The sequence below is a fragment of the Paraconexibacter antarcticus genome, assembly GCF_024220175.1.
Classification (GTDB): Bacteria; Actinomycetota; Thermoleophilia; order Solirubrobacterales; family Solirubrobacteraceae; genus Paraconexibacter; species Paraconexibacter antarcticus.
Genome location: NZ_CP098502.1, coordinates 1,847,745 through 1,874,447, shown reverse-complemented (window position 1 = coordinate 1,874,447; position 26,703 = coordinate 1,847,745). Strand labels below are relative to the sequence as shown.

The 26,703-nt window shown below is 75.0% G+C and carries 26 protein-coding genes; 16 read left to right on the top strand and 10 right to left on the bottom strand.

Features of this window, described 5'->3' with window-relative positions; translation table 11 throughout:
* Window positions 1-46 precede the first annotated feature (46 nt).
* Window positions 47-1,918, top strand: a complete 1,872-nt coding sequence (typA, locus tag NBH00_RS09230; RefSeq protein WP_254573046.1) for a translational GTPase TypA — start codon at window positions 47-49, stop codon at window positions 1,916-1,918.
* Window positions 1,919-2,008: 90 nt separating this feature from the next.
* Here typA and NBH00_RS09225 read toward each other — a convergent pair whose 3' ends face one another.
* Window positions 2,009-3,952, bottom strand: coding sequence for a hypothetical protein (locus NBH00_RS09225; protein WP_254573045.1), 1,944 nt, complete (start codon window positions 3,950-3,952; stop codon window positions 2,009-2,011).
* 89 nt (window positions 3,953-4,041) lie between these two features.
* Between NBH00_RS09225 and NBH00_RS09220 the strand changes: the two genes are divergently transcribed.
* Window positions 4,042-4,221 (top strand): hypothetical protein, encoded by a 180-nt coding sequence (locus tag NBH00_RS09220; protein ID WP_254573044.1) that lies wholly within the window; start codon window positions 4,042-4,044, stop codon window positions 4,219-4,221.
* Between the two features lie 56 nt (window positions 4,222-4,277).
* On the opposite strand, the gene NBH00_RS09215 is transcribed toward NBH00_RS09220, so the two are convergent.
* The gene (locus NBH00_RS09215; protein WP_254573043.1) at window positions 4,278-5,459 is read right to left on the bottom strand and encodes an NAD(P)/FAD-dependent oxidoreductase; all 1,182 of its coding nucleotides are present in this window, start codon (window positions 5,457-5,459) and stop codon (window positions 4,278-4,280) included.
* Between the two features lie 29 nt (window positions 5,460-5,488).
* Here NBH00_RS09215 and NBH00_RS09210 point away from each other — a divergent pair, with 29 nt between their 5' ends.
* The 13 genes from NBH00_RS09210 to NBH00_RS09150 all read left to right on the top strand — a co-directional run bounded on the left by NBH00_RS09210 (window position 5,489) and on the right by NBH00_RS09150 (window position 17,919).
* Window positions 5,489-6,694, top strand: a complete 1,206-nt coding sequence (locus tag NBH00_RS09210) for an MGH1-like glycoside hydrolase domain-containing protein (RefSeq protein WP_254573042.1) — start codon at window positions 5,489-5,491, stop codon at window positions 6,692-6,694.
* A 115-nt stretch (window positions 6,695-6,809) separates the two neighbouring features.
* Entirely contained in the window at window positions 6,810-7,130 is a 321-nt protein-coding gene (locus tag NBH00_RS09205; RefSeq protein ID WP_254573041.1) for a hypothetical protein, read from the top strand.
* Window positions 7,131-7,199: 69 nt separating this feature from the next.
* Window positions 7,200-9,362: a DEAD/DEAH box helicase gene (locus NBH00_RS09200; RefSeq protein WP_254573040.1), complete on the top strand. Its 2,163-nt coding sequence runs from the start codon at window positions 7,200-7,202 to the stop codon at window positions 9,360-9,362.
* A complete protein-coding gene (locus NBH00_RS09195; protein ID WP_254573039.1) occupies window positions 9,359-10,111 on the top strand; it encodes an AzlC family ABC transporter permease in 753 nt (250 codons plus the stop codon). The genes NBH00_RS09200 and NBH00_RS09195 overlap by 4 nt, the downstream gene beginning before the upstream one ends.
* Complete coding sequence (locus NBH00_RS09190; protein ID WP_254573038.1) at window positions 10,108-10,407, top strand: AzlD domain-containing protein; 300 nt, start codon at window positions 10,108-10,110, stop codon at window positions 10,405-10,407. Before NBH00_RS09195 ends, NBH00_RS09190 begins: the two co-directional genes overlap by 4 nt.
* A gap of 126 nt (window positions 10,408-10,533) precedes the next feature.
* Window positions 10,534-12,489 (top strand): acyl-CoA dehydrogenase family protein, encoded by a 1,956-nt coding sequence (locus tag NBH00_RS09185; protein ID WP_254573037.1) that lies wholly within the window; start codon window positions 10,534-10,536, stop codon window positions 12,487-12,489.
* A complete protein-coding gene (locus tag NBH00_RS09180; protein ID WP_254573036.1) occupies window positions 12,486-13,106 on the top strand; it encodes a rhomboid family intramembrane serine protease in 621 nt (206 codons plus the stop codon). Before NBH00_RS09185 ends, NBH00_RS09180 begins: the two co-directional genes overlap by 4 nt.
* Before the next feature lie 183 nt (window positions 13,107-13,289).
* A complete protein-coding gene (locus NBH00_RS09175; protein ID WP_254573035.1) occupies window positions 13,290-13,493 on the top strand; it encodes a cold-shock protein in 204 nt (67 codons plus the stop codon).
* Window positions 13,494-13,723: 230 nt separating this feature from the next.
* Window positions 13,724-14,176: a sugar 3,4-ketoisomerase gene (locus NBH00_RS09170; protein ID WP_437126617.1), complete on the top strand. Its 453-nt coding sequence runs from the start codon at window positions 13,724-13,726 to the stop codon at window positions 14,174-14,176.
* 25 nt (window positions 14,177-14,201) lie between these two features.
* Window positions 14,202-15,299 carry a DegT/DnrJ/EryC1/StrS family aminotransferase gene (locus NBH00_RS09165; protein WP_367401311.1) on the top strand — a complete coding sequence of 366 codons (1,098 nt, stop codon included), beginning with the start codon at window positions 14,202-14,204 and terminating at the stop codon, window positions 15,297-15,299.
* Entirely contained in the window at window positions 15,296-16,264 is a 969-nt protein-coding gene (locus tag NBH00_RS09160; RefSeq protein WP_254573032.1) for a GNAT family N-acetyltransferase, read from the top strand. The genes NBH00_RS09165 and NBH00_RS09160 overlap by 4 nt, the downstream gene beginning before the upstream one ends.
* The gene (locus NBH00_RS09155; protein WP_254573031.1) at window positions 16,261-16,989 is read left to right on the top strand and encodes a class I SAM-dependent methyltransferase; all 729 of its coding nucleotides are present in this window, start codon (window positions 16,261-16,263) and stop codon (window positions 16,987-16,989) included. The genes NBH00_RS09160 and NBH00_RS09155 overlap by 4 nt, the downstream gene beginning before the upstream one ends.
* 3 nt (window positions 16,990-16,992) lie before the next feature.
* Window positions 16,993-17,919 carry a glycosyltransferase family 2 protein gene (locus NBH00_RS09150; protein ID WP_254573030.1) on the top strand — a complete coding sequence of 309 codons (927 nt, stop codon included), beginning with the start codon at window positions 16,993-16,995 and terminating at the stop codon, window positions 17,917-17,919.
* A gap of 73 nt (window positions 17,920-17,992) precedes the next feature.
* Here NBH00_RS09150 and NBH00_RS09145 read toward each other — a convergent pair whose 3' ends face one another.
* From NBH00_RS09145 to NBH00_RS09135, 3 genes are all read right to left on the bottom strand, one after another.
* Complete coding sequence (locus tag NBH00_RS09145) at window positions 17,993-19,396, bottom strand: NAD(P)-binding protein (protein ID WP_254573029.1); 1,404 nt, start codon at window positions 19,394-19,396, stop codon at window positions 17,993-17,995.
* Window positions 19,393-20,118 carry a class I SAM-dependent methyltransferase gene (locus tag NBH00_RS09140; protein ID WP_254573028.1) on the bottom strand — a complete coding sequence of 242 codons (726 nt, stop codon included), beginning with the start codon at window positions 20,116-20,118 and terminating at the stop codon, window positions 19,393-19,395. Before NBH00_RS09140 ends, NBH00_RS09145 begins: the two co-directional genes overlap by 4 nt.
* 130 nt (window positions 20,119-20,248) lie before the next feature.
* Window positions 20,249-21,283 carry a zinc-dependent alcohol dehydrogenase family protein gene (locus NBH00_RS09135; protein ID WP_254573027.1) on the bottom strand — a complete coding sequence of 345 codons (1,035 nt, stop codon included), beginning with the start codon at window positions 21,281-21,283 and terminating at the stop codon, window positions 20,249-20,251.
* Between the two features lie 66 nt (window positions 21,284-21,349).
* On the opposite strand from NBH00_RS09135, the gene NBH00_RS09130 reads away from it, so the two are divergent.
* Window positions 21,350-21,655, top strand: coding sequence for a hypothetical protein (locus NBH00_RS09130; RefSeq protein WP_254573026.1), 306 nt, complete (start codon window positions 21,350-21,352; stop codon window positions 21,653-21,655).
* An 83-nt stretch (window positions 21,656-21,738) separates the two neighbouring features.
* Here the strand turns inward: NBH00_RS09130 and ptsP are convergent, their stop codons facing one another.
* Genes ptsP through NBH00_RS09105 form a run of 5 tightly spaced genes read right to left on the bottom strand, consistent with a single transcriptional unit; the run spans window position 21,739 to window position 26,676 of the window.
* Window positions 21,739-23,421, bottom strand: coding sequence for a phosphoenolpyruvate--protein phosphotransferase (ptsP, locus tag NBH00_RS09125; protein WP_254573025.1), 1,683 nt, complete (start codon window positions 23,419-23,421; stop codon window positions 21,739-21,741).
* 4 nt (window positions 23,422-23,425) lie between these two features.
* Window positions 23,426-23,698 carry an HPr family phosphocarrier protein gene (locus NBH00_RS09120; RefSeq protein ID WP_254573024.1) on the bottom strand — a complete coding sequence of 91 codons (273 nt, stop codon included), beginning with the start codon at window positions 23,696-23,698 and terminating at the stop codon, window positions 23,426-23,428.
* Window positions 23,699-23,741: 43 nt separating this feature from the next.
* Entirely contained in the window at window positions 23,742-25,253 is a 1,512-nt protein-coding gene (locus NBH00_RS09115) for a PTS fructose transporter subunit IIC (protein WP_254573023.1), read from the bottom strand.
* Window positions 25,250-25,699, bottom strand: coding sequence for a PTS sugar transporter subunit IIA (locus NBH00_RS09110; protein ID WP_254573022.1), 450 nt, complete (start codon window positions 25,697-25,699; stop codon window positions 25,250-25,252). Before NBH00_RS09110 ends, NBH00_RS09115 begins: the two co-directional genes overlap by 4 nt.
* Window positions 25,696-26,676 (bottom strand): 1-phosphofructokinase family hexose kinase, encoded by a 981-nt coding sequence (locus NBH00_RS09105; RefSeq protein ID WP_254573714.1) that lies wholly within the window; start codon window positions 26,674-26,676, stop codon window positions 25,696-25,698. The genes NBH00_RS09110 and NBH00_RS09105 overlap by 4 nt, the downstream gene beginning before the upstream one ends.
* Between the last annotated feature and the right edge of the window lie 27 nt (window positions 26,677-26,703).

Here is a 26,703-nt window from a genome sequence, read left to right as displayed (position 1 = left end):
GCCGCGAGGGGCTCGCGGGCCTCCAGCCCGTACCCTGGACCGTCGCATGCCGACGACCATCAGCCGAGACGACCTGCGCAATGTCGCGATCGTCGCCCACGTCGACCACGGGAAGACGACCCTCGTCGACGCCATGCTCTGGCAGTCCGGGGCCTTCCGCGAGGGCTCCGACGTCAACGAGCGCGTCATGGACTCGATGGACCTCGAGCGCGAGAAGGGCATCACGATCCTCGCGAAGAACACCGCCGTCCGCTACACGCCGGACGACGGCAGCTCCGAGGTGAAGTTCAACATCGTCGACACCCCCGGCCACGCGGACTTCGGCGGCGAGGTCGAGCGCGCCCTGACGATGGTCGACGGCGTCGTCCTGCTCGTCGACGCCTCCGAGGGCCCGCTCCCCCAGACGCGCTTCGTGCTGCGCAAGGCGCTCTCGCTCCACCTGCCGGTGATCCTCGTCGTGAACAAGGTCGACCGCCCGGACGCGCGCGTCGAGGAGGTCGTCGACGAGACCCTCGACCTCTTCCTCGACCTCGACGCGACCGAGGACCAGCTCGACTTCCCGACCGTCTACACGAACGCGAAGGCCGGCACCGCGTCGCTCGACGCGTCGAAGATGGACGAGGCGAAGGACCTGCGGCCGCTCATGGAGCTGCTGCGCTCCTACATCCCCGCGCCGCAGTACGAGGAGGGCCACCCGCTGCAGGCCCACGTCACGAACCTCGACGCCTCGCCGTACGTCGGCCGCCTCGCCGTCTGCCGCGTCCGCAACGGCACGATCCGCAAGGGCCAGGAGATCGCCTGGTGCCGCGCCGACGGCGAGACGATCACGAAGGGCAAGGTCACCGAGCTGTACGTCACCGAGGCGCTCGACCGCGTCGACGCCGCCGAGGCGGGCCCGGGCGAGATCATCGCCGTCGCCGGCCTCGCGGACGTCACGATCGGCGAGACGCTCGCGGACCTGAACGAGCCCGTCGCGCTCCCCGTCATCTCCGTCGACGAGCCGTCGCTGTCGGTCACGATCGGCATCAACACCTCGCCGCTCGCCGGCCAGGACGGCAAGAAGCTCACCGCCCGCCTCGTGAAGGACCGCCTCGAGCGCGAGCTCGTCGGCAACGTCTCCCTGCGCGTGAACCCGACCGAGCGCCCCGACACCTGGGAGGTCCAGGGCCGTGGCGAGCTGCAGCTCGCGATCCTCGTCGAGCTCATGCGGCGCGAGGGCTTCGAGCTCACCGTCGGCAAGCCGCAGGTCGTCACGCGCGAGGTCGACGGCAAGGTCCACGAGCCGGTCGAGCGCATGACGATCGACGTCCCCGAGGACTACGTCGGCGTCGTCACCCAGCTGCTCGCGCTCCGCAAGGGCCGCCTCGAGCAGATGATCAACCACGGCACCGGCTGGGTCCGGATGGACTACCTCGTCCCCGCCCGCGGCCTCATCGGGTTCCGCACCGAGTTCCTCACCGAGACGCGCGGCACCGGCCTCATGCACCACGTCTTCGACCGCTACGAGCCGTGGGCCGGGGAGCTGCGCACGCGGCCGTCGGGCGCGCTCGTCGCCGACCGCCAGGGCACGGTCACGCCGTTCGCCTGCTTCGGCCTGCAGGAGCGCGGCTCGCTCTTCGTCTCCCCCGGCGACGCGACGTACTGCGGGATGATCATCGGCGAGAACTCCCGCTCGGAGGACCTCGACGTCAACGCGGTCCGCGAGAAGCAGCTGAACAACATCCGCTCGTCCACGGCCGAGGAGCTCGTCCGCCTCACCCCGGCGAAGCTCCTCTCGCTCGACGGCGCCATGGAGTTCCTCCGCGAGGACGAGTGCGTCGAGGTCACGCCGCACCACGTCCGCATGCGCAAGGTCGAGCTCGACCCGAACCAGCGGGCGAAGGCGGCGAAGCGAGCCAAGCTCGCGGCGCAGGGCTGAGAGCCACCGCGCTCGCTGGCCGAGCGGCGAAGCGAGCCAAGCTCGCGGCGCAGTAGCGCGGCCGGCGGCCCCGCGGGCCCGCCCGCCCGCTCAGCGCAGGCGCAGACGGAGGTCGGTCCGTCCGCGCGCCTTGCGCTCGACGTTGCCCGCGGCGTCGACGCCGCGGACATAGACGCGGTAGCGCCCGGCCGGCAGGCGCACCCGCCGCGTGAACGTCCAGCGCGCGGTCCCGGTCGCCGGCAGGTACGAGGTCCGCGCGCACGACCGGACCGGCGACAGACGCCCGTCCGGCCGCAGGAAGCGGCAGGCGGCGGCCCTTCCCGGCACGAGGCGCGCGACGGAGATCGAGACGCCGGTCGTCGCCCCGGCGCGGCCGTCGCAGCCGGCGTCCGTGCTCGTGCCCGCGAGCCGCAGGCCGCGGCGCGTGAGCCGCGCGCGCGACCGGGTGAGGCGCGAGACGGGCGCCGTCGTGTCGCGGCAGGCGCGGAGGGCCTGCGGGCCCGTCGCCCCGGGCGGCGTCCCGGCCGCCCCCGCCGGCGCCTGCGTCGAGGGGCCGGTCAGCGCCGCCGGGGTGCCCGGGCCGGGCGCGGCGTCGGGCGTGTTCGCGGCGGCGAGGAACGAGTAGGGCACCGGGCCGCCGTCGGGCCGGAGGGCCGGGCAGGCCGCGCGCGCGTCCTCGCAGACGACGTGCATCCCGGCGGCGGTGTGCACGTCGAGCGGCGAGCTCGAGTAGCGCGAGTAGAGGTTGCCGTCGTGGTCGGGGTCGATCGCGCCCTCGGCGGCGTCCGCCCGCCAGCGGTCGGTCAGCAGCCGCGCGTCGGCCGTCGGGTCCGAGCCCTTGAGGTACTTGTCGAGCCACGCGGTCGTGTACCAGCTCACGAGGTCCTCGCCGCGGAGGCTCGCGCCGAACGCCGGGTTCGGGATGAAGGAGAACTCGTAGTGGGTGCCACCGCGGATGACGAACTCGGCGCTGTCGACGCCGGCGGCCGCCAGCGCCCGCGAGCCCGCCGACTTCGCCCCGCGCACCGGCTCGCTGAGGTTCGGCTGCGGCGTGAGGCCGTAGTCGGCGCTGAGGCCGAGGGCCGGCTTCGTGAGGGCCGGCACCGGCCGCGGCGACGAGCCGCTCCGGCAGCCGAACGGGGCGGCCTTCGGCGCGCTGAGGTTGTCGTAGGCGACGATCGTCCTCACGCGGGGGTCGAGCTGCCCGATGTACGAGACGGCCCCGGCGCCGAGCGAGTGCCCGACGAGCCCGACCCGCGAGAAGTCGACGAGGTCGTGCATCGGGTTGTAGGCCGAGTCGAGCCCGGCGGTGACCCGGGCGCGCTGCTTCGCGGCGTGGTCGGTCCCGGTCGAGCACGAGCGGCGCGGGACGTACGGCGCGCCCGGCCCGGAGAAGAAGAAGTCGAGCGCGTCCTCGGTCCCGTCGTAGAAGGGCTGCCCGTTCTGCGACGGGACGCCGTCGAGCGCGTCCGGGCCCTCCCCCACGGTGTCCGAGTAGCCCTGGCCCTGGGGGTCCCACGTCATGACGACGTAACCCGCCTTGGCGAGCGTCTCGGCGGCGAACCAGTAGAGCTCCTCGGGGGCCTGCACCGAGCCGTTCGTGATGACGACCCCGGGGCGGCGGGCCGGGCCCGCGACCGTCGCCCACACGTGGCCGGAGAGCGTCGCGCCGTTGCGGGCCGTGAAGAGGACCGGCGTGACGTGGCCGTAGCGCGCCGCCCAGTCGTAGAGGCGCGTGTCGCCGGCGCAGCCGTCCATGTGCTGCCAGCAGAGCTGGCCGAGGAACGTGCGACCGGTGGGCGGCCCGTCGGTGGCGAGGATCTGTGCCGCCTGCAGCTCGTTCGCCGTGCCGACCGTGCGCAGCTGCTGCTGGTAGTCGGGGAGGAGCGTCAGGTGCGTCGCGCGCTCGGTCGTCTTCGAGAAGTTCCGCGCCTCGTACCCCGGGTCGAACGCGGCCCGGGCGGGCGCACTCCCGAGGAGCAACGCCGCCGCCAGGGCGAGCAGCCCGCCAGTCCGCCTCCGTGCCTGACCCATGGGGCGACGCTACCAGCGGGCCGCGAGCGTGCGGGCGTCCGGCTCGTGGCGCCACCGACGGGGTGCTGTGCGGTACCGTTCCGGCCGTCATGTCTCTCGCCTCCCTCGTCCTGGCCCTGACCGCCACGAAGGCCACGATCGGCCTCGTCGTCGTGTTCTTCGTCGTGTTCCCGGCCCTCGCCCACGCGCTCATCGGCATGGCCGTCGCGCAGGTCCTGGGCGAGAAGGAAGCGAACGACAACTACCGCCAGGGCCTCACCGAGGACTGAGCGGCGGTCCGGCGGCCGCGCCCCCCGGGGACGCGGCACCCGCCGGCGGGCCGGCGTCAGCCGACCGGCTCGCCCGACGCCATCCGCTCGCGGGCCGCGTCCAGGCCGGGCGCCCCGCCGATGGACAGGCAGGCGACGACGCGCTTCTCCCCGTCGAGGTAGGTGACCGAGAAGGCGCCGTCCTCGACGGAGCCCTCGACGACCTCCTCGGCCCAGTCGGCCGCGGGACCGACGTACTCCAGCGAGAGCCAGTCGGCGAGGTCCGAGAAGAAGTACGGCACCTCGGTGTGCGCGTCCTCGGAGCCGAGGATCTGCCGCGCCACGGTCGCGCCCTGCGCCGCGGCGTGCTCCTCGTGCTCGACGCGGAGCGTGCGGCCGTGGACGACCGACTCGTACTCGCACATGTCGCCGGCGGCGTAGAGGCCGGGGAAGCCCTCCACGCGCAGGCGGCTGTCGCAGCGCACGCCGCCGAGGTCGCCGATCGGCAGGCCGCTCTTCTTCGCGAGCATGACGTCCGGCTGGGCGCCCACGCCCAGGACGACGAGGTCGGCGGGCACGGTCTCGCCGCCGGCGAGGTTCACGCCGCTGACCGCCTCACCCTCCCCGGCGAAGGACTCGACGTCGACGCCGCCGCGGACGGTGACGCCGTGACCCTCGAGCACCGAGCGGATGTGCTTGGCCGCCGTCAGGCCGAAGTGGCGGTCGAAGGGCTCCGCCTCCTGCATGAGGATCGTGCACGACCGACCGAGCTTCGTCAGCGTCGCGGCCGTCTCGCAGCCGATGTAGGAGCCGCCGACCATCACGACGTTCGTGGCGCTCTCGGCCTCCTTGCGCAGCGCGTCGGCGTTGCCGGTCGCGCGGAGGTAGTGGATGCCGTCGAGGTTCGCGCCGTCGAGCGAAAGACGGCGGACCATCGCCCCGGTCGCGACGAGCGCGTGCGTGAAGGCGACCTCCTCCTTCGTCGAGAGCTTCGCCGTCTTCGCCGCCGGGTCGAGGGAGAGGACCGACGTGCGGGTGAGGACCTCGACGTCGTCCGGGATGTCGATGAGCGTGTCCTCCTTGGACTCCTCGCCCGCGAGGTAGCCCTTCGTCACCGGGGGGCGGTGGTAGGGCGGGTCGAGCTCGCGGCCGACGAGCAGCACCGAGCCGGTGAAGCCCCCCTCGCGCAGGGTCTGGGCGGCGGTCGCCGAAGCGATCCCTCCACCGATGAGCAGGACGTCCACGGTGCGATCGGCCATGCTCGACATGCTGTCACGATCACGCGACCGTGAGCGCCTTCCCCCTCGCCGGCGAAGCCCGGTCCCTGCTCGAGCGCAACTGGCGCGAAGGCGACTACCGCGGGCGGCACTACGCCTTCGGCGTGCCCTCCCCGCGGAGCTATCCGTGGCAGTGGTACTGGGACTCGTGCTTCCACGCGATCGTGCGCTCGCGCTACGAGCCCGGCCGGGCGCGGCAGGAGCTCATGACGCTCCTCGGCGCGATGCGCGAGGACGGCTTCATCGGGCACACGGTGCTGTGGGGGACGCCGCTCGACCTCGGCCGGGCGGTCCGCTACAACATCGCCTCGCGCGCGGACCTCATGACGTCGACGATCCAGCCGCCGCTCATCGCCTGGGCGTGGGCGCGGGCACTCGGCGACCCGGCCGCCGACCCCGAGGCCGCCGCCGCGCTCGACCGTCACCACCACTGGCTGCGCGCCCACCGCGACCTCGACGGCGACGGGCTGCTGTGGCTCCTGCAGCCGGACGAGTCGGGCATGGACGCCTCGCCGAAGTTCGACCACGTGTGGGGACGCCGCGCGCAGGGGCGGCCGCTCTTCCCCGCGCTCATCCACGCGAACCGGCGCCTCGGCTTCGACGCCCGCCGCGTACAGGCGGCCGGCCGGCCCGTCGTCTGCGAGGTGCTGACGAACGTCGCGTGGTCGCTGAGCGAGCAGGCGCTCGGGCGCCCCTCGCACACCCCCGCGCTCGTCGACCGGTTGTGGGACGAGCGCGCGGGGCGCTTCTTCGACGACGTGCGCGGCGCCGTCTCCCCCACCCCCGGCCCGCGCCGGCCGGTGACGTGGGACACGCTCGCCCCGCTCGCGCTCCCCGACCTCCCGGACGCGATCGCCGACCGCCTGATCGAGGAGGTCCTGCTCGCGCCGCGCTTCGCCGCCGGGGTGCCGCTGCCCGCGGTCGCCCTCGACGACCCGCAGCACTCGAGCCGCGAGACGTGGTGGGGCCGCCACCGGCACTGGCGCGGGCCGAGCTGGGTGAACTCCGCCTGGCTCGTCTCGCTCGGGCTGCGCCGGCGTGGCCGCGACGACCTCGCCGACGCGATGGCCGCCCGCCTCACCGGGGTCGTCGCGCGCGCGGGCTTCCGCGAGTACTACGAGGCGCGCCAGGGGTACGGGATGGGCGCGCACGACTTCGGCTGGTCGACGCTGCTGTGGGAGCTCGCCGACCCGCGCCCGCCGGCCCACGGGCGGTGACGTGACACCGCCATTCGCACCGGAATGAGACCGATTCGCGACGGAACGCGACCGTTCACGGCGTAGGCTCGATCGGGTCGGGCAGTCAGGGACCCCGGACCGGGAGCGGTGGAGGATGGCCGTACGGCAGAGCGCCACGCAGCGAACGCGGGAGGCGGTCGCCCTCAACCGCCTCGGCGCGGAGATGCGCCGGCTGTGGGCGGAGGGGCTCGCCGGCAGCGCGACGATCGAGGCCGTGCGCGACACCGGCGAGCGCCTCGCCGGCAACGCCGTCGTCGACGTCGACCTCGTCGTCCTCGTCGACGGCCGCGCCCCCTACGCGACGACGCTGCGCACCCCGATCGGCGGCACCGACGTCACCCCCTACCGTCCCGGCGCGCGGTACAACGTCAAGGTCGACCCGCAGGACCCGGCGAACCTCACCTTCGCGGGCTGAGGACGGCGGGACGCGGCAGCCGGCCACCCTCGGCCGTTCCCGGCCCGGCGGCGGGTACCCTGGGCGGTCGTGGAAGCCGTCCCTCCCGTCGACAACGTCGTCCTGCGCGACGGGCCGGACGGACTCGTCGTCGTCCTCTCCTTCCCCTACGACGCGAACATCGTCGCCGCCGCGCGCCGCATCCCCGGGCGCCGCTTCGACTGGGATGCCAAGGAGTGGTGGGCGCCGGTCGACGACTGGGTCGCCGCCCAGGTCGCGGAGATCGTCGAGCGCTTCCCGGAGCTGCGCTGCTCGGAGGAGGCGGCGGCCTGGCTCGGCTCGCTCGAGCGCCGCTGGGTCGGGCGGGTCGGCGCGGCCCCCGCCGGCGACGGGGGCGGCGCCTACGCGCTGACCGTCCGCGCCGGCAAGCTCCCCGAGGAGATCGAGGCGCTCGCGACGCCGCACCCCGACGGGCGCCCGCGGCTCCCGATGACGGTGGAGATCACCGAGGTCCTGCAGGCCATGCACGGGGCGCGCTTCGAGGCCCCGGCGGTCCGCTGCGCCCAGCGCGTCCTCACCGGGCTCGACGTCCCCGCCGGCGCGCTGAAGATGACCGGGGGCGTGGACGCGCCCGCGCTGAAGCTCGACGTCCTGTGGGACACCGACGCGGGCGCCGCGTTCGAGCGCCTGCCCGGCGTCGGCGAGGCGACCCGCACGATGCCGCTGGACCCGTGGGTCCTCGAGGGCCTCGAGCCCTTCGTCGCCCTGCACCGCATCGAGGTCGACGGGATGGCCGCCGACGCGCTGCGCGCGCTCCGCCGAGAGCGCGACGAGGCGCAGGAGTCGATCCGCCGCTCGAAGGCCCGCGAGGCCGAGCCGCTGCCGGAGGTCGAGGCGGTCCTCGGCGGTGAGCTGCGGCCGTTCCAGTGGGCGGGCGTCCGCTACCTCCTCGACGCGCGGCGCGCCTTCCTCGCCGACGAGCAGGGCCTCGGCAAGACCGTGCAGGCGCTCGTGACGCTCGAGGCCGACGCGGCCTACCCCGCGCTCGTCGTCTGCCCGGCGTCGCTGAAGCTCGTGTGGGCGCGCGAGGCGGCGCGCTGGCTCCCCCACCGCACGGTCGCGATCGTCTCCGGGCGCTCCGCCGTCCCGCCCGAGGCGGACATCGTCATCCTCAACTACGAGATCGTCGCCGCCCACCGCGACGCGCTCGGACGGCGGCGACCGCGGGCGCTCGTCGTCGACGAGTCCCACCACTGCAAGAACCCGCGCGCGAAGCGGACGCAGGCGGTGCGGCGGCTCGCCGAGACCGTCCCCCGCGACGGGCTGCGCCTCGCGCTGACGGGCACGCCGGTCCTCAACCACGCCGAGGAGCTCGTCTCCCAGCTGCGGGTCATCGGGCGCCTGGAGGACTTCGGGTCGGCCGCCGGGTTCAGCCGCCAGTTCGAGGGGAACCTCAGCGAGGAGCGGCTGCACTGGCACCTGCGGCGGCGCTGCTTCGTCCGGCGGCGCAAGGACGAGGTCCTCCCCCAGCTGCCGGCCAAGCGCCGCGTCGTCGTCCCCGTCGCGCTCGCGAACACCCGCGAGTACCGCCTCGCCGAGGAGTCGGTCGTCGAGTGGCTGCGCACCCAGCCGCTGGAGCTCAGCGAGCTCAACGCGAAGATCGCCACGACGCTCCGGGCCGAGCGCCTCGCGCAGATCGGGACGCTCAAGCGCCTCGCGGCGCGCGGCAAGCTCCCGGCGGCGCTCGTGTGGATCGAGGACTTCCTCGAGCACGGCGAGCCGCTCGTCGTCTTCGCCCGGCACGTCGAGGTGCTCGACGCGGTCCGCCGGCGGTTCCCGGACGCGCTGCACCTCGTCGGCCGCGACAGCGCGAAGGCGCGTGACGAGGCGGTGCAGGCGTTCCAGGGCGGTGAGGGGCCCCAGCTGCTCATCTGCTCCACGCCCGTCGCCGGGCAGGGCCTGACCCTCACCCGCGCGTCGAACGTCTGCTTCCTCGAGCTCGAGTGGACGCCGGCGATGCACGACCAGGCCGAGGACCGCTGCCACCGCATCGGCCAGCACGACGCGGTGACCGCCTGGTACCTCCTCGCCGCGGAGTCGATCGACGAGACGATCGCGGAGCTGCTCGAGTCCAAGCGGTCGCTCGTGGGCGCGGTGACGGACGGGCGCCGCGAGCTGTCGGGCGGCCTGCTCGACGACCTCGTCGCCGACCTGCGCGCGCGACCGCTCCGGCACCTGCGCGCGGCGGGATGACCGCGGACGCCGTCCCGGATCCGGCGCGCGACGCGGGCGCGGGCGCGGGCGCGCAGCGCGAGCGCTCCTGGCGGGCCGGGCTCGCCGCCGGGGTGCCGTACGGGATCGCGACCGGCGTCGTGGCCGTCTCCTTCGGCGTGCTCGCGCGGGAGGCGGGCTTCTCCGCCGTCGCCGCGATCGTCATGTCGGCCGTCGTCTTCGCCGGGTCGGCCCAGTTCACGGCGGTGTCGATCATCGCCTCGGGCGGCAGCGGGGTCGCCGCGGTCGCCGCCGCGGCGCTGATGAACTCCCGCTTCCTGCCGATGGGCGTCGCGCTCGCGCCGTCGCTGCCCGGCGGCCGCTGGCGCCGGGCCGCCCAGGGCCAGGGCGTCGTGGACTCCTCGTGGGCGATGGCCGGGCGCGGCGACGGGACCTTCGACCGCTGGTTCCTCTTCGGGTCGACGGCCCCGCAGTACGCCGGCTGGCTCGGCGGGACGATCCTCGGCGCGCTGGCCGGCCCGGTGCTCGGGAACCCGAAGGACATCGGCCTGGACGCGGTCTACCCCGCCTTCTTCGTCGCGCTCCTCATCGCCGAGCTGCGCCGGCCCGGCGCGCCGCCGGTCGCGCTGGTCGGCGCCCTCATCGCCCTCGCGCTCATCCCGTTCACCCCCGCCGGCGTCCCCGTGCTCGCCGCGAGCGTCGCCGCGCTCGCCGGCATCCGGCGCCCCGTGGCCGTCGCGGCGACGACGACCCAGGAGGACCTCGCGTGACCTGGGGCGTCATCGCCGGCTGCGCGATCGTCACCGCGCTCATCAAGGGCTCGGGGCCGTTCGCCCTCGGCGGGCGCCCGCTGCCGGCGCGCATCACCGGGATCGTGCTGCTGCTCGCGCCCGCGCTGCTCGCCGCGCTCGTCGTCACCCAGACCCTCGCGCACGGCCGCCACCTCGAGGTCGGTGCGAACACGGCCGGGGTGGCGGTCGCGGCGATCGCGGCCTGGCGGCGCGCCTCGATCCTCGTCGTCGTCGGGCTCGCCGCCGTCGTCACCGCGGGGCTGCGCGCGCTGTAGCGCCGTCAAGCCGGGCCGGCGTGCGGCCTCGTCGGGGATATCCCCCCACGAGGCCGCACGCCGCCGGGGTGGGCGGGCGCGCGCCCAGACCTGTTCAAGCACGTACAAGGAGGGCATGATCGAGCCATGAGCACCGTCGCCGCCGGACCGACCCTCGACGCCGTCGCGCTGCGGCGCTGGCTCGACGGCGAGCACCGCGAGATCCGCGAGCAGGTCCGTGAGCGGCTCGTCGGGCTGGACCTCGCGCAGGCGGACGGGATCTCGCGCGCCGAGTACCGCGAGCTCGTCCTCGGGTGGGCGACCGAGCTCGGCCGCTCGGGCGAGACGGCGCTCGGCTTCCCGCGCCGGTACGGCGGGGAGGCGAACATCGCCGGGTCGATCGCGTCGTTCGAGACGATGGCCCACGGCGACCTGTCGCTGCTCGTCAAGTGCGGCGTGCAGTTCGGCCTCTTTGGCGGGGCGATCCTCCAGCTCGGCACCGAGCGCCACCACGACGAGTACCTGCGCGGCGTCATCGACGTCACGATCCCCGGCTGCTTCGCGATGTCCGAGAGCGCCCACGGATCGGACGTGCAGAACGTCCACACGACCGCGACGTACGACCCGGCGACGCACGAGTTCGTCGTCCACACCCCGCACGACGGGGCGCACAAGGAGTGGATCGGCAACGCGGCGACCCACGGCCGCGTCGCGGTCGTCTTCGCGCAGCTCATCACCGGCGAGGCGCAGGAGTCCTACGGCGTGCACGCGGTCGTCGTCCCGATCCGCGACGCGGACGGCAACCCGACACCCGGCGTCCGGATCGACGACTGCGGCGACAAGATGGGCCTGCAGGGCGTCGACAACGGGCGGCTGTGGTTCGACCAGGTGCGCGTCCCCCGCGAGGCCCTGCTCGACCGCTTCGCGTCGGTCGCGGGGGACGGCACGTACACGAGCGCGATCGAGAACCCCGACCGCCGCTTCTTCACGATGCTCGGGACGCTCGTGCAGGGGCGCGTGAGCGTCGGCGGCGCCGCGATCTCCGTCGCCAAGAACGCGCTGACGATCGCGATCCGGCACGCCCTGCGGCGCCGGCAGTTCACCGCGCCGGACGGCGAGGAGATCCTGCTCCTCGACTACCGCACCCACCAGCGCCGGCTGCTGCCGCTGCTCGCGCGGACGTACGCGCTGCACGCCGCGCAGGAGCAGCTCGTCGCGAAGCTCGACGCGGCGTTCTCGGGCGACGTCGGCGAGCGGGCCCGGCGCGAGCTCGAGGCGCACGCCGCGGGCATCAAGGCGCTGTCGACGTGGCACGGCAGCGCGACGGTCCAGGCCTGCCGCGAGGCGTGCGGCGGCCTCGGCTACCTCAGCGAGAACCGCTTCGCCTCGCTGAAGGGCGACAGCGAGATCTTCACGACGTTCGAGGGCGACAACACCGTCCTGCTCCAGCTCGTCGGCAAGTCGCTGCTCACGGGCTACAAGGACCAGTTCGGCGACCTGGACCCGCTCGGCATGGTCGGCTTCGTCGCGGGCCAGGCGCTGAAGGACGTCGTCGAGAAGACCGCCGTGCGCCAGGTCGCGCAGACGCTCGTCGACGTCGTCGTCCCCGCCCGCGACGACGACTCCGAGATGCTCGATCGCGGCGAGCAGCTCCTGCTCCTCCGCTACCGCTCCGAGCGCGTGCTCGCCTCGGTCGCCCGCCGCCTGGAACGCGGCATCGACGAGGGCCACCCGGCCTTCGAGGTCTTCCGTGCCTGCCAGGACCACGTCCTCGCCGCCGCCCGCGCCGAGATCGAGTGCGTCATCGGCGAGGCGTTCGCCGCCCGCGTCGCCGCCTGCGAGGACCCGGTCCTCAAGCTCCACATGGAGCGCCTCTGCGACCTGCACCTGCTGTCGACCATCGAGGCCGACCGCGCGTGGTACCTCGAGCACGGGCGCCTCTCGCCCTCGCGCGCGAAGACGCTGACGCGGACGGTCAACCGCATCCTGAACGAGGTCCGGGCGGACGCGTGGGCCCTCGTCGACGCCTTCGGCATCCCGGACGCGGTGCTCCGCGCGCCCATCGGGCTGCTGGACCAGGCCGACCGCACGCCCGGCCTGTGAGCACGCCCGGGCGCGACGCCACGCCGTCGGACCCCCGCAAGGAGGGCGCGCTCCTCGTCCTCGCGATGGTCGCGGTCATGTGGGTCGTCGAGATCATCGACAGCCTCGACTCGCAGCGGCTCGACCGGTACGGGATCGAGCCCCGGCACCTGGACGGGCTGCGGGGGATCGTCACCGCGCCGTTCCTGCACGCGAGCTTCTCGCACCTCTTCGGCAACACGATCCCGTTCCTCGTCCTCGGGATCGGCATCGCCCTGAGCGGCGCCGCGCGCGTGGCGGCCGTGACGGCGATCGTCGCCGTCGTCGGTGGCGTGGGCACGTGGTTCACGGGCGCGTCGAACTCGGTCCACATCGGGGCGAGCGGCCTCGTCTTCGGCTTCGCCGCCTACCTCATCTCACGGGCGCTCTTCAGCCGCAGCTGGCTGCATCTCGGCGCTGCCCTGCTCGTCGGTTTCCTCTACGGATCGACGCTCGGGAGCGGCCTCATCCCCCAGGACGGCATCTCCTGGCAGGGCCACCTGTTCGGCGGTGTGGGGGGCGTCCTGGCGGCCAAGCTGCTCGACTCGCGCGGGCCGCGAGCGGCCCCGCGACGGGCCGACCCGCTCGCCGGCCTCTGATTGCGGGCCTTTCGCCCGTTTGTGTCTTTCCTGTCGATCTCTCCCCCACTACGCGGCTCGCTGCTACGCTTGCCCTTCGGGCTGGGTCATAGGACCCGGCAACAAGCAGTGTCAGCGCACGCAGTCGTCGCCTCAAAGCACCTCCGCGAACGCAGCACGAACACAAGCGGAGGATCGATTTATATGGCTACTGGAACTGTGAAGTGGTTCAGCGACGACAAGGGGTTCGGTTTCATCACCCCCGATGAGGCCGGCAAGGACCTCTTCGTCCACCACTCGGCGATCATCGCTGACGGCTACCGCTCCCTCGCGGAGGGCGCCCGCGTCTCGTACGACGCGGAGCCCGGCGAGAAGGGCCCCAAGGCCGTCAACGTCCAGAACGTCTAAAGCGCCGGCGGGCACTGCTCGCCAAGCTTCGTAGGACCGACCGCCTCCGGCACCTCGTGTGCCGGGGGCGGTTTTTTTGTGGGTGACCGCACCCTCAACCCCCGCCCGCGCCTGCCGACCACCGGAGCGTGGCCCCGCTCATCCCCGTCGAGCCGTACCTCGCCGACGTCGAGCGCCGCGCACCGCACCCGCGGGGCCGGCGCCTGGAGGACGCACGCGTCAACACCCGGATCGGGAAGACCGGCTGCCGGGTCATCGACCTGCCGCGGGTGGCCGACCCGCGCGGCAACCTCACGTTCGTGGAGGGCGACAACCACGTCCCGTTCGACATCGCGCGGGTGTACTACCTCTACGACGTGCCGGGCGGGACCTCGCGCGGCGGGCACGCGCACCGCGACCTGCAGGCGCTCATCATCGCCGCCTCCGGCTCCTTCGACGTGAGCGTCGACGACGGCGAGCATCAGGAGCGCTTCTTCCTCAACCGCTCCTACCACGGGCTGCTCGTGCCGAACATGGTCTGGCGGGAGCTCGACAACTTCTCCTCCGGCGGCGTCTGCCTCGTGCTCGCGTCGGCGGTCTACGAGGAGGACGACTACATCCGCGACCACGCCGAGTTCCGGGAGGTCGCGCGCGCGCGCCGCGCCGCGGAGCCCGCGCCCCCGTCGGCCGCCGACGCCGCGTAGCCGTCCAGGACCCGTCGCACCCGTGCTGAGCGCGCCGCCCACCATCCCCTTCCTCGATCTGCAGGCGATCACCGCCGAGGTCGCAGGCGAGCTCCACGCCGCCACCCGCCGCGTCATCGACGGCGGCTGGTTCGTCCTCGGGCCCGAGCTCGAGGCGTTCGAGGCGGCCTGGGCCGCGCACTGCGGCGCGCGCCACTGCGTCGGGGTCGGCTCGGGCCTGGACGCGCTCGTGCTCGCGCTGTGGGCCGCCGGGATCGGCAGCGGCGACGAGGTCATCGTCCCGGCGCACACCTTCGTCGCGACGTGGCTCGCGGTGACGCGGGCGGGCGGGACGCCGGTCGGCGCGGACGTCGACCCGGCGACCGGGCTGCTCGACCCCGCGGCCGTCGCCGCCGCCGTCACCCCGCGCACCCGCGCGATCCTCCCCGTCCACCTGTACGGCCAGGCCGCCGACGTCGACGCGCTGCGGAGCATCGCCGACCGGCACGCCCTCGTCCTCGTCGACGACGCCGCCCAGGCGCACGGCGCGACGTACCGCGGCCGCCCGGTCGGTGCCCTCGCGGACGCGACCGCCTGGTCGTTCTACCCGGGCAAGAACCTCGGCGCTCTCGGCGACGGCGGCGCGGTGACGACCGACGACCCCGCGCTCGCCGAGCGCCTGCGGATGCTCCGCAACTACGGCTCGCGCGAGAAGTACGTCCACGAGCTCGCCGGGACCAACTCGCGCCTGGACGAGCTGCAGGCCGCGGTCCTCTCCGTGAAGCTCGCCCACCTCGCCGAGCACAACCTCCGCCGCCGCGCACTCGCCGAGCGCTACCGCGAGCGGCTCGCCCCGCTGGGACTCCCGCTCGCCGACGCCGGCCGCGGCACGCACGCCTGGCACCTGTTCGTCGTCCGGCACCCGGAGCGCGACGCGCTGCAGGCCCACCTCGCGGCGCGGGGCATCCAGACGCTCGTCCACTACCCGATCCCGCCGCACCGCCAGGCCGCCTTCGACGAGCCGGCCGGGCGCTTCCCGCACGCCGAGGCGCTCGCCGCGGAGGTCCTCTCGCTCCCGATCGGCCCGCACCTCACCCCGGCCGACGCGGACGTCGTCTGCGACGCGATCGAGGCCTTCTCGTGACCGCCGCGGCCACGTCCGAGGCCGTCGCCGCCGAGCCGTGGGTGACGCTCTTCAACCGCCCCGCCTTCCACGCCCTGAACCTCACCGGCAGCGCGCGGCGGCTCGACGCGCGCGTGCACGCCGCGGACGGGCGCCTCGTCGGCGCCCTCACCGGGGTCGTGAGCGACGGCGTCTTCGTCTCCGGCCACTCCGCCCCCTACGGCGGGGTCGACCTCGCCCGCGACCGCGAGACCCCCGCCCACGTCGCCGCGCTCGTCGACGGCGCGCTCGCCCGGCTCCGGGACGAGGGCGTCCGCACCGCCCGCGTCCGCCTGCCGCCCGCCTGCCTCGGCGCGAGCGACGGGCTCGTCGAGTTCACGCTGCTGAACCGCGGCTTCCGGGTCGAGCGCTGCGAGCTGAACCAGCACATCGACCTCACCGGCCTCGTGGACGCCGGCGCCTACCGTGCCGCGCTGCGCTCCCCCGCCCGCCGCGCGCTCAGGCCGCTCCTCGCCGACCCGGCCTTCCGGTTCGAGGAGGCGACGACCCCCGCCGCGTGGGACCGCGCGTACGCGACCCTCGCCGCCAACCGCGCCGCGCGCGGCCGCCGGCTGTCCCTCTCCCGGGACTACGTCGAGCGCGCCCGCCGCGCGCTCGGCGGCGCGGTGACGGTGCACGAGCTGCTGCGCGACGAGGACGCCGTCGCCGCCGCGCTGGTCTACCGCGTGCGCCCCGGCTGCGCGCTCGTCGTCGCCTGGGGGGACGCCGGCCACGGCCTCGAGGGCTCCCCGATGAACCTCCTCGCCCACCGCGTCGTCGAGCAGGCGCTCGCCGAGGGCGTGCGGATCCTCGACCTCGGCGTGTCCAACGAGCCCGAGCCCGGGCCGTCCGGCGGCCTGGAGGCGAACGGCGGCCTCGTGCAGTTCAAGCAGAGCGTCCTCGCGCGGACGCATCCCCGCCTCACCCTCGTGAAGGAGCTCGCATGACCCTGACGCCCGCCGCCCTCGACGCCTACGCGGACTCGTACTACCTCAACGCCGCGGTCGCGGACGTGCCGATCGAGGAGCTCGGGCAGCGCCGCTCGATCGACCGCACCGTCGCGGCCCTGCGCGGGGCCGGGCGTGTCCTGGAGATGGGCTACGGGACCGGCCTCGTCACCGGCGAGCTCGTCGCGCGCGACGTCCCCTTCGAGGTCCTCGAGGGCTCCCCGAAGCTCTGCGCCGTCGCCCGCGCCGCGCACCCCGGCCTCGTCGTCCACGAGGAGCTCTTCGAGGCGTTCGCCCCCGCCGCCGGCTACGACGCCGTCCTCGCCCTCCACATCGCCGAGCACGTCGACGACCCCGTCGCCCTCTTCCGGCTCGTGCACGGGTGGCTCGTCCCGGGCGGCGCGGTCGTCGTCATGGTCCCGAACGCCCGCTCGCTGCACCGCCGTCTCGCGGTCCGGATGGGGCTCCAGCCCCGCCTCGACACGCTCGGCGCCCGCGACCACCTCGTCGGCCACCAGCGCGTGTACGACCTCGGGACGCTGCGCACCGACCTGGAGGCCGCGGGCTTCACGGTCGAGGACGAGTTCGGCTACCAGCTGAAGACGGTCCCGAACGGCATGATGGGCGACTGGCCGATGGACCTGCACGAGGCGCTGAACGACATCAGCGACGAGCTCGCCCCGGACCTGCTCGCGAACATCGGCGTCCGCGCCGTGCGGGCCTAGCCCGTGCCGCTCGTCTCGATCCTCGTCCCGGTCTACAACGGCGAGCGCTGGCTCGGCCGCGCCCTCGACAGCGCCCTCGCCCAGACCCACGCGGACGTCGAGGTGCTCGTCGGCGACGACTGCTCGACCGACGGCTCGCGCGCCCTCGCGGCCGCCTACGCCGCCGTCGACCCGCGCGTCCGGCTGCTCGACGACGCCGGTCGCAACCTCGGCGCGCCCGCCAACCAGGTCCGCCTGCACCGCGCGGCCCGCGGGGCGTTCGTCAAGCCGCTCCTGCAGGACGACCTCCTGGCCCCCGACTGCGTCGCGACGCTCCTGGCGCCGCTGCTCGCCGACGAGCAGATCGTCCTCGCGACCTCCAAGCGCGGCCTCATCGACGCGGCGGGCGCCCGGCTCCCGGACCAGCCCTGGACCATGGCGCTGACGACGGGCGACGCCGTGATGGACGGCACGAGCTACGGCGACGCGATGCTCGTGCGCACCGCGAACCTCGTCGGCGAGGTGACGACCGCGCTCTACCGCGCCGGGGTCGTCGCGCCCGAGAACCTGTGGCACCTCGGCGGCCGCGAGTACCGGGCCAACGGCGACATCGTCCTCTGGCTGAAGCTCCTCGCCGGCCGCCGCGCCTTCTACACCCCGCGCGAGCTGAGCTCGTTCCGCCAGCACGGCGCGCAGTCCTCGCAGAGCCCCGCGGTCATCCTCGGCGGACGCCTGGAGTGGGCGCGCCTCGGGCTCGCGGCCCGGGAGCACGGTTACCTCGCCGACCCCGCCCAGGAGCACGCCGCGCTCGTCCGCGCCGCGCAGCTCGCCGGCGGCGCGCTCGGGACCGCGGCGGCCCACCCGGGGCTCCTCGCCGAGCTCACGGCGGCGCTGACGCCGCTGCTCGCCCGCCTGGACGCGCTCGGCGGTCAGGCCGCCGCGGCGGCCTGACGGTCGGCACCGCCGGCCGGCAGCCCTCGGGCTGGGGCCGCTGGGGGTGGCGCCGGGGTGACGCTCGCCGGGGCTACGCGGCGAGCTGTGCCGGGCCCGCGAGCGACAGCGGTCCGGCGGCCGCCGCCCCCGCCTGCAGGCCCTGCATGATCTGCTCGTTCAGCGAGTCGGCGCCGAACGCCTCCACGCCGCCGATGCAGCGCGCGGCCAGGCCGAGCTCGCCGAGCGCCGCGCGGGCCGCGGTGAACGCGTCACGGTTCGCGAACGTCGGCGCGGTGAAGGTCGGCCCCGAGAAGGTCGCGATCTCCCGGATGCCGGCGTCCTCCCGCACGAGCCCGAGGCGGACGAGCGCCCGCTCGGTGACCGACACGGCCGCGTCCTTCGCGACGTCGTGCGCGAGCTCGGCGCAGACGGTGACGCGACCGTCGCGCACCTCGCCCCGCGAGAGGCGGTGCACGCGCACCGCGAGGTCCGCGACGTGGACGAACGCCGGCATGAGCTCGACGTCCTCCACGGCGACGTCGACCCACGCGAGGACGGACGTCACGCGGTCGGCCGCGTAGGGGATCTGCGCGGCGGCGAAGAGCTCACCGGGCGCGAGCGCGAGGATCGGATCCTCCGCGACGACCGGCGCCTCGCCCCGCGGGGTGATGCTGACGCTTCCGGGCCGCGGGCCCGCCTCGATCCGCTCGACGCCGTCGATGCGCCGGACCGTCGCCGTCGGCGCCGCCTCGATCCGGGCGAGCAGGCGGGTGACGAGCTCGCCCGTCCCGCCCGGCTCGATGCCGCAGAGCGGCCGCTCGGGCCGGAAGGTCATCGGGCCGCCGGCGGCGGCCTCGCGCAGCGAGCGCGGGTGGAAGATCGGGAGCCAGAGCTTGCGCCGCAGCGTCGCCGGGACGTCCCGCGCGCCGTCCGGGCGCAGCTTCACCGCGAGCGGCGCGATGAGCGCGTTGTGCAGCGTGCTGCCGTGCTGGAGCCGGGAGGCGACGGCGAAGGGCATGTCGGCGAGGCCCTCGGCCCGGCCGGGGGCGAAGAGGCCGGAGGGGTTCGCGAGCGGCTCCCGCATGACGGCGTCGATCTCGGCCGCCGTGAGGTAGGCGCGCAGGCCGCGCAGGTCGCAGGTCGTGAGCAGCTCCGGCCCGAGCTGACCGCGCCAGTACAGCGCCGGCTCGCCGAGGTCGACGAGGTCGGCGCCCGCCAGACCGCGGACGTACGCGTCGACGAGCCGGACGAACGGGCGGTGCCCGGTGCCCGCGGGGTCGTAGAGGGCGAGCGGCGGCGGGTCGCCGGTGCCCTCGTAGTGGAGCTCGAGGGCGCGCAGGCCCCGGTCCAGGCGGTGGCCGTCGACCTCGAGCGGGGCGAACCCGCCGCCGACGTTCCTCCGCGGGAGCAGGAGCCGGACGTCGAGGCCGGCCGCGGCCGCGGTGTCCGCCGCGACGAGGGCGGCGACGGTGCCGCCCACGATGGTCAGGGTCATGCGACAGCCTCCTCGGCGGTGACGAAGATGAGGTAGTTGAGGGCGCCGTGGCCCGGAAGCGTGTTCGTGAGGGCGTCGAGGCCGTCGACGACCGCGTCCGGCAGCCCGGCGAGCTGGGCGTTCGTGAGGGGCTTGACGACGATCCCGGAGCGGTGGACGCAGACGAGGCCGGCCGCGCGGGCGAGGGCCTCGATCGTCTCGGCGTCCAGGAGTGGCGCCGACGGGTAACGGGCGCCGCGCTCGGAGACCGCGTGCAGGTCCTCGAGCAGGCCCATCTCGCGCGCGACGAGGCGGTGCAGCGAGTGCGGGTTGTTCGCGGTGACGTGCAGCAGCCCCGCCTCGTTCAGGTGGGCGGCGCAGTGCGCGAGGAACGCGCCCGGGTCGGGCAGCTCGTTCAGGAGGTTCGTCGCGACGACGTGGTCGTAGCGGAGGGCCGGCGTCGCGGCGACGACATCCCCGTGGTGGATCGTCGTGTCCGGCAGCGCGCGCGCACGCGCGGCGGCCACGTAGCGCCCGGAGCGCTCGACGGCGTCGATGCGCACGCCGCGCCCCGCGAGCAGCGCCGTCATCGCGCCGGTCGCGCAGCCGAGCTCGAGCACGGCGTCCCCCGGCCGCACCCAGCGGCGGATGCGCCGCCCGGTCGCCCGCGTGTAGTGCCGGTCGACGTCCGTGTCCGGGTCGTAGTGGGCGGAGTAGTCCGCCGGCGGCGAGGACGTGGTCATGCTGACCACCGTCATCGGCCGTACCGCGTCGCGAGTTGAGCGCGGTGGTCAGATCGGGCCGGCGGGAACCTCGCCCCCCGATGCACGCCATGGGTGCATCAGGGGGCAGGTTCCGGACGGGCCGCGCCGGCTACGGCGTGACGAGCACCTTGATCGACTCGCGGTCCTCCATGGCCTTGTAGCCGCCCGGGACGCCCTCGAGGCCGACCGTCGTGTCGAAGACCCGGCCCGGCTCCAGGCGGCCCTCGAGGATGTCGGGGAGCAGCTCCTCGACGTACGCGCGGGCGGGCGCGATGCCGCCGCTGATCGTGATGTTCCCGAGGAAGGCCTGCCGGTTGCCGGGGATGCCCGGCGTCTGCGGGACGCCGACGCGGCCGACCGCGCCGCCGGGCCGGGCGATGCCGAGCGCGGTGAGGAAGCTGTCCTCCATCCCGACGCACTCCAGGACGCTCTCGGCGCCGAGGCCGCCGGTGAGCTCGCGGACCTTCTCGACCGCCTCCTTGCCCCGCTCGGGCACGACGTCGGTCGCGCCGAACTCGCGCGCGAGGTCCGTCCGGTCGGTGTGGCGGCCGAGGATGATGATCTGGTCGGCGCCGAGGCGCTTGGCCGCCATGACGCCGCAGAGGCCGACCGCCCCGTCCCCGACGACGGCGACGGTCCCGCCCTGGACGACCTGGGCGCCGAGGGCCGCGTGATGGCCGGTCGCGTAGACGTCCGAGAGCGTGAGCAGCGAGGGCATGAGCGCGTCGTCCTCGGCGACCGGCAGCACGAAGAGCGTGCCGTCGGCCTGCGGGATGCGCACGGCCTCGCCCTGGCCGCCGTCGACGTCCGGCGTCCCCCAGAAGCCGCCGTTGAGGCACGACGTCTGCAGGCCCTCGCGGCAGAACTCGCAGCTGCCGTCCGACCAGACGAACGGGGCGACGACGACGTCGCCGCGCTTCAGCGTCCCGACGGCGGCGCCGACGTCCTCGACGACGCCGATGAACTCGTGGCCCATGCGGTTGCCCTGCTCGCTCGCGGGCATCGACTTGTAGGGCCACAGGTCGCTGCCGCAGATGCAGGAGCGGGTGACGCGGACGATCGCGTCGGTGGGCTGGAGGATCCGGGGGTCCGGGACGTCCTCGACGCGGACATCGCCGGCGCCGTACATGAGGGTGGCTCGCATGGGCGCCACGCTAGCGCCCGCGCCGGGTCACCCCGCCCGGATGGCCCGGCGCGCCACACTGTCGGCATGAAAAAGCTCGCCTACATCACGATCGACGACTCCGACTACGCCGATCGCTTCTGGGAGATCCTCACGGGAACCGGCCTGGACCCCGAGGAGTTCGAGGCCCTCGAGTACTTCTCGTACCTCCCGTTCTTCGTGCTGGCGGGCGCCTCCGTCGAGACGCACCTGCACATCCACGGGGACCACTTCCACTTCCAGGGCGTGACCCTGAGCGTCCCGGACGAGCTCGAGGAGGCGTTCTACGACGTCCTCCCCCAGATCCTGCAGCAGCTCATCGACGGCGAGGCCCCGGACGACGGCGAGGAGTAGCCCGCCCGCCGCGCTCCGAGCGGCCGGCGTGAGACGCAGAACGTCCTGGGGACGGATCGCGTCGCACGCCGGCCGCCGCGGGCTCAGCCGGCCGGCGCCGCCGCCCGCTCCCGCACGAGGCGCCCGACGGCGGCGCGCGCGTCGGGGGCCGACGGCGCCGCGAGCGCGACGGCGGCGAGCTCCCGGCACTGCGCGAGCGTGTGGGCGGCAAGTGTGCCGCGCACGTCCGCGAGCGACGCGGGCGCCATCGAGAGGCTCGTGATGCCGAGGCCGGCGAGGACGAGCCCGAGGAGCGGGTCGCTCGCCGCCTCGCCGCAGACGCCGACGGGCTTGCCGGCCGCGACACCCGCCGCCGCGGAGGCGGCGATGAGCTGCAGGACGGCCGGCTGCCACGGGTCGAGCAGGTCGGCGAGCTCCCCGGCGAGCCGGTCGGTCGCCATCGTGTACTGGGCGAGGTCGTTCGTCCCCAGCGACGCGAAGTCGACGTGGGTGAGGATCTGCGCGGCGCAGAGCGCGGCCGCGGGCACCTCGATCATGACGCCGACCCGGGCGATGCCGTGCTCGCGCGCGGTCCGGGCGAAGGACTCGGCCTCGTAGGCGGTCGCGACCATCGGGGCCATGACCCCGACCTCCGCGCCGCTCGCGGCGGCCGCCTCGGCGATCGCGGCGAGCTGCTCGGTCAGGAAGGCCGGGTCGCGGCGGGCGAGGCGCAGGCCGCGGACGCCGAGGGCCGGGTTCTCCTCGTCGCCCATGTCGAGGTAGGCCAGGGGCTTGTCGGCGCCGACGTCGAGGGTCCGGACGATGACGGTCCGGCCGGCGTAGGGCGCGAACGCCTCCGCGTAGGCCGCGACGTGCTCGGCGTGCGTCGGGGCGGTCTGGCGCCCCTGGAAGAGGAACTCGGTGCGCAGCAGGCCGACGCCCTGCGCGCCCGCCGCGGTGCCCGCGGCCGCATCCCCGGCCCCGCCGATGTTCACGTACAGGCGCACCGGGTGGCCGTCGGCGGTGCGGCCGGGACCGTGGCTCGACGCGCGCCGGGCGGCGAGCGCCGCCTGCGCCGCACGGGCCTCGTCGATGAGCTCCTGGCCCGGCTCGCGGACGACGCTGCCGGTCGAGCCGTCGACGAGGAGGATCGTCCCGTCGGCGAGCGCCTCGACGTCGGGGCAGGCGGTGACCGCCGGGATCCCGAGCTGCTTGGCGAGGATCGCCGTGTGGCCGGTCGGCCCGCCGCGGCGGGTGACGATCGCGAGGACCTTCGCCGGGTCGAGCGTCGCGGTGTCGGCGGGCGCGAGGTCGTCGGCGACGAGGACGAACGGATGCCCGGGGTCCGGGATGCCGGGCATCGGCAGCCCGAGGAGGTGGGCGACGGCGCGGGTCCGGAGGTCGTCGAGGTCGCTCACGCGCTCGGCGAGGTAGCCGCCGATCTGCAGGAACATCGCGCGGTGCTCGGCGAACGCCGCGTCGACCGCGTGGGGCGCGTCGCGTCCGCTGCGGATCACGGCCGCCGTGCTGTCGGCGAGCGCGGGGTCGCGGGCCATGAGGGCCTGCGCGGTGAGGACGTCGGCCGCAACCCCCGCGGCGCCGGCGGCCCGGGCGTCGAGGGCGTCGGCGACGGCGCCGAGCGCCTCGCGGGCCGCGGCGACCTCCGCCTCGACGTCCGCGACCGGCGCGTCGGCGGCGGGCAGCGCGGGGGCCGCCGCCAGCCGGGCGACGGGGCCGTGGACGACGCCGGGGCTCACCCCGATGCCGTGGAGCTCGGCGGCCGGCATCGTCCTACGCCTCCGCGTCGAGATCGCGGGCGAGGAGCGCGACGAGCTCCTCGAGGGCGGCGTCCGCCCCGTCCCCCTCCGCGCTGAGGACGACCTCCTCGCCGCCCTTCACGCCGAGGCCGAGGACCCCGAGGATCGAGCGGGCGTCGATCGGGTCCGCGTCCGGCCGGCCGATCTTCACGGGGACCTGCTGCTTGCTCGCGGCCTGCACGAAGAGGCTGGCGGGGCGGGCGTGGAGGCCGACGGACGAGCCGACGGTGACGGTGCGCTGGGACATGGGTGAGGCTCCTGGCTCGAGGGGGGTTCGGGGGTGGGGCGGGTCAGGCGGCGACGACGCCGCGCGAGGATGGGGCGGCCGCGGCGACGGCGTCGCCGGAGGGCACGAGGATCCGGCGGGACTTCAGCGCGACGACCGAGGCCGCGCTGACGCCGATGCCGGCGAGGATCGCCACGAGGTAGAGCAGCGGGTGGCCGATGAGGCCGACGACCCAGATGCCGCCGTGCGGCGCGCGGCTCGTCGCGTCGAAGGCCATCGACAGGGCGCCGGTGACGGCGCTGCCGGCCATCATCGACGGGATGACCCGGACCGGGTCGGCCGCGGCGAACGGGATCGCGCCCTCGGTGATGAAGGAGGCGCCGAGCAGCCACGCCGCCTCGCCCGCCTTCCGCTCCGCGTCGTTGAAGAGCTTCGGGCGGACGACCGTGGCGAGCGCCAGGGCGATCGGCGGCGTCATCCCGGCGGCCATGACCGCGGCCATGATGTTGAGGTTGCCCGCCGACAGCGACGCGAGGCCGAAGGTGTACGCGACCTTGTTCACGGGGCCGCCGAGGTCAAACGCCATCATCGCGCCGACGATGAGGCCGAGGAGGATCTTGTTGCTGTCGCCGAGGCCGTTGAGCCAGCCGGTCATCCCGTTCGTCGCGGAGGCGATCGGCTTGCCGACGACGACGAGCATGACGAAGCCGACGACGAGCGTCGAGACGAGCGGGATGATGACGACGGGCATGACGCCGGCGATCGCGCGCGGCACGTCGAGGCGGACGAGCTGCAGGACGATCGCGCCGGCGAGCAGGCCGCCGATGAGACCGCCGAGGAAGCCCGCGCCGACGGCGGACGCGAGGAGGCCCGCGACGACGCCGGGGACGAGGCCGGGGCGGTCCGCCATCGCGTAGGCGATGAAGCCGGCGAGGATCGGGACGAGCATCGAGAACGACGTGGCGCCGATCTTGAACATGACGCCGGCGACGCCGAACTGGTTGAGGATGAGCGTCAGGTCGCTCACGCCCTTGTAGGTGTGGCCGTCGAACGTCCCGCCGTTGACCTTCGAGGCGATCTCCGGTCCGCCGATGAGGAACGCCAGGGCGATGAGGATGCCGCCGGCGGCGACGAACGGGATCATGTAGCTCACGCCGGTCATGAGCCAGCCGCGGAGCCGGCCGGCCCACGAGGCGCCCTCCTCGGCCTTCGTGGCCGGGGAGACGCCCGCCGCGGGGACCGCGGCGGCCGGCGTCGACGCGGCCGGGGCCTCGGCCGCCGCGGCGACCGCGCGCTCGATGAGCTCGGCCGGGCGGTTGATGCCGTCCTTGACCTTGGCGACGACGGTCGGCTTGCCGTCGAAGCGGTCGCGCTCGCGGACCTCGACGTCGGCGGCGAAGATCACCGCGTCGGCGGCGGCGATCGTGGCGGGGTCGAGCCGGTCGAGGCCGGCGGAGCCCTGCGTCTCGACCTCGAGCTCGTGCCCGGCGGCCTTCGCGGCCTCCGACAGCGCCTCGGCGGCCATGTACGTGTGCGCGATGCCCGTGGGGCACGACGTGACGGCGACGAGCTTCATGCCGCGATCTCCTGGGTGATGAAGGTGGCGGCCGCGGCGGGATCCGCGGCCTGGTTGAGGCCGTCCTTGAAGGACGCGTGGATGAGCCGGCGGGCGAGGGAGGCGAGGATCTTCATGTGCTCCGCGCCCTCCCCGTCCGGGGCGGCGATGAGGAAGACGAGGTGGGCCGGGCCGTCCTCGGCCCCGAAGTCGACGCCGGCGGCGCAGCGGCCGAAGGCGAGCGAGGGCTCGGAGACGTGGGCGGAGCGGGCGTGCGGGATGCCGATGCCGCCCTCCAGGCCGGTCGGCATCTGCGCCTCGCGGGCGGCGACATCGGCGAGGAAGCCGTCGAGGTCGGTGACGCGCCCGGCGGCGACCAGGCGCTCGGCGAGCGCGCGGGTCGCGGCGACCCGGTCGGTGCCCGGGAGGTCGAGGTCGACGAGGTCGGGGGTGATGATCTGGCTCATGGACGGCTCTCCTGGGTGACGGGGACGGCGGCGGGGGACGGGCGGGACGGGTCGGGCAGCGGGGCGACGGTGACGTCGGTGCGGCGGAGGTCGGACGGGCCGGGCATCCGCGAGCCGGGCAAGCCGACGGCGGCGGCGCCCCAGGTGACGGCCTCGGCGAGGGCGGCGGGGCCGGTGGCGCCCGCGGCGAGGAAGCCGGCGAGCGACGCGTCCCCCGCGCCGACGGTGGAGCGCGGCGCGGCGACGGCCGAGGACGCGTGGTGGACCGGGCCGCTCGCGTCCTCGACGAGGATCGCGCCGCGGGAGCCGAGGCTCGCGAGGACCGCGCCGGCGCCGTCGGCCATGAGGACGCGCGCCGCGAGGACCGCGTCCGCGGGCGACTCGATGCCGACGCCGGTCGCCTCCGCCAGCTCGCGGCGGTTCGGCTTGACGAGGTCGGGCCCGGCGGCGAGCGTCGCCAGCAGGAGCGGGCCGTCGCAGTCGACCGCGACGCGGACGCCGCGCTCGTGCAGGTCGCGGACGAGCGTCGCGTAGAAGTCGAGCGGGACGCCGGGCGGCAGGCTCCCGGCGAGGACGGCCCAGGTGCAGCGGCGTTTCCGCGCGGTGTCGATGACCTTCGCGGCGAGCCGGTCAATCTCGGCGAGCGTCAGGACCGGGCCCGGCTCGTTGAGCTTCGTCGTCGTGCCGTCGGGCTCGGCGATCGTGACGTTCGCGCGGACCGCGCCGGCGATCGGCACCGTGCGGACCCGCAGCTCCTGCTCCTGCAGCAGGCCGAGGAGCTGGTTGCCCTCGTGCCCGCCCACCGGGAGGATCGCGATCGAGGCGACGCCGTTGGCGTGCAGGGCGCGGGTGACGTTCACGCCCTTGCCGCCGGCGTCGACGCGGACCGCGACCGTGCGCATGACGGTGCCGGGGACGAGGGCCGCGACCTCCGCGGTGCGGTCGACGGACGGGTTCGCGGTGAACGTGAGGATCATCGCCACGCCTCCGGGGTCTGATTACAC